This window comes from Streptomyces sp. NPDC001156 (assembly GCF_053598275.1).
Genome location: NZ_JBSFJX010000463.1, coordinates 1 through 2286, shown reverse-complemented (window position 1 = coordinate 2286; position 2286 = coordinate 1). Strand labels below are relative to the sequence as shown.

General features: G+C 65.9%; 1 protein-coding gene and 1 pseudogene. One reads left to right on the top strand and one right to left on the bottom strand.

All coding sequences use genetic code 11. The features are described 5' to 3' along the window. Positions 1-151: 151 nt before the first annotated feature. Positions 152-1220: pseudogene (locus ACWDA7_RS52170) on the top strand (IS630 family transposase). 88 nt (positions 1221-1308) lie between these two features. On the opposite strand, the gene ACWDA7_RS52165 reads toward ACWDA7_RS52170, so the two are convergent. Next, positions 1309-1812, bottom strand: a complete 504-nt coding sequence (locus ACWDA7_RS52165) for a hypothetical protein (protein WP_450615170.1) — start codon at positions 1810-1812, stop codon at positions 1309-1311. Positions 1813-2286 lie beyond the last annotated feature (474 nt).

The following is a 2286-nucleotide window of genomic DNA, read 5'->3' as shown; positions in this document are numbered from 1 at the left end:
CACGTTCAGCCACCTGATCATTCTGGCCGTCCGATACCGCCTGGCGCAGCAAGCGAGCAACGCGTCATGCCAGGGCGAACGTTGATGCGGCACTACTGAGGGTTTCGGCCTAGGGTGACGGTGATCTCGCTGGTGGGTGTATCCCGGTGTCATGCGATATCCCGATGGGGGCCGCTGACCGCGAAGCAGCGGGCTCAACGGGAACAAGTGCGGTTTGAGGTTGCCGAGTTATTCGCGCAAGGTGTGACGCCGCCGCAGGTCGCGCGGCGATTACGGGTCTCACGGAAGTCCGCGTATGCCTGGCACGCTCGCTGGCGGGAGGGTGGCGTGCAGGCCCTTCGGTCCAAGGGGGCGTCGGGGCGGCCGTCGCGGATGACGCCCAACTGGCGGGCCTGGCTGGCCACCGAGCTGGAGAAGGGGCCGGCCTCGCACGGGTGGGTGGAGGATCAACGCTGGACGCTGGCCCGGGTGGCCACAGTGATCGCGCGGCGCTTCCACGTCCGGTTCAGTCCGGCGCAGACCTGGCGCATCCTGCACCAGATGGGCTTCACCGTGCAGGTCCCGCAGCGCCGGGCCGCCGAGCGTGACGAGGACGCGGTGGCCGCCTGGATCAGGGAGACCTGGCCCCGCGTGGAAAGACGGTGAGGGACCAGGGCGCATGGCTGTGCTTCGCCGACGAGTCGGGCCAGGTGCTGCGGCCGCCGAAAGCACCGACCTGGTCCCGGCGCGGCCACACGCCCCGGGTCACCGTCCGGGGTGGGGGCTCGGGACGTATTTCACTGGCAGGTGTGGTGTGCCGCAGGCAGGGCCGGCCAACCCGGCTCATCTTCCGGATGCTGGTGCATCACGGCCGCAAGGGCGAGGGGAAGGGGTTCCGGGAGAAGGACTTGCCCGCGTTGCTGGATGCAGCTCACCAGTAGTTTGGCGGGCCCGTCGTGCTGGTGTGGGACAACTACACCCATCACGTCGACGCCGCGATGCGTGAGCTGATCGAGGCCCGGCAGTGGCTGACTGTCTTCCGCTTTCCCGCCTACACGCCCGACCTCAACCCGGCCGAAGGCGTGTGGGCACATCTGAAGAACAGCCTGGGCAACCTGGCCCCGTGCAGCCTCGACGAGCTCGCCGCGCTGGCCCGCACCCGCCTGAAACGGATGCAGTACCAACCTGGCCTGCTCGACGGATTCATCGCCGAGACCGGACTCATCCCGGCCCCGCCATGACGTCACCCCGAACCGAAAATCTCAGTAGTTGGCCCCTGTGCGCTTCAGTTGGCCACTTTGGCGCTCAGAAACAGGAGGCCCGGACGCTCTATCGGAATGTGAGGGTCTGGAGCACGCCTTCGAACCGCCTGAAGGCGGGCGAAGAATCAAAGACCCGGGTGACGTCGACCGGCGTCCATGCCACCAGCGGCCTGCTGGGGGCGTCGATGACGGCCACTCGGAATTCGTAGTCAGGCTGGAGGCCAAAGCAGTCCTTGTCGGGATCTCCTTCAGCCGTCGGGCAGCCGAATGATCCGTCCATAGGCTCATTGGTCGTGCCGGTTAGCAGTGTGGCGGCCCGGCCTCCGACGGTCGTGGTCTTCTCGTCCCGCCAGTTCGCGTGATATCCGGCCTGCTCATGAAGGTATGCCACGTAGTCCTTGTAGGTGGAAGGCGGCTTCTCGGGGCTGCCGCTGCCCCCTGGCCGATACACGACCGCGGGCAGCAAGAATCGGACCTTGTCGCTATCGGACTTCACCCAGGTCAGGAAGGTGCTGGTGTCGGATGCCGGCCGGTTTCCCAGCGAGGTGGGGACGGTGATCGTGAGCGGCACCCCAAAGGACTGGCTGGTGTACGTGTGCGATGCCGTTGTGGAGGGTGACGGCCTGCCGGCTCCTCCAGCATCGGCACCGCAGCCCGGCACAGCGAGCAGGGCGCAGATGCCCGCAGCGGAAACCAATACCCGACGAGCCCGCGTACGCCACATCCGGCCCCCCAAGGTCGTGAAGTACGACTTTGAAGTCACAGCATCGGGCGCGGCAAGAGCGAAGACATGTAAACCGATCCCCGCGGCCTCCGTGTTGCACAGGACAGTCATCCAAACGCCGTGTCCAAGGTACGCATGAACGCCGGCAGCACGTTCGCGAAGGGGCTGTGTGGCCAACTGCGATGCTCAGAGTGGCCAACTAGACGAGTCTGTCCAAATGCCTGCAGGCATGAAGAGAGGGTGTTCAAGATCCGTTTGTGACGACAGAACTGAACACCCTCGTGACCGCACTGTACGTGAAGATCGACGACGAGTGGGCGG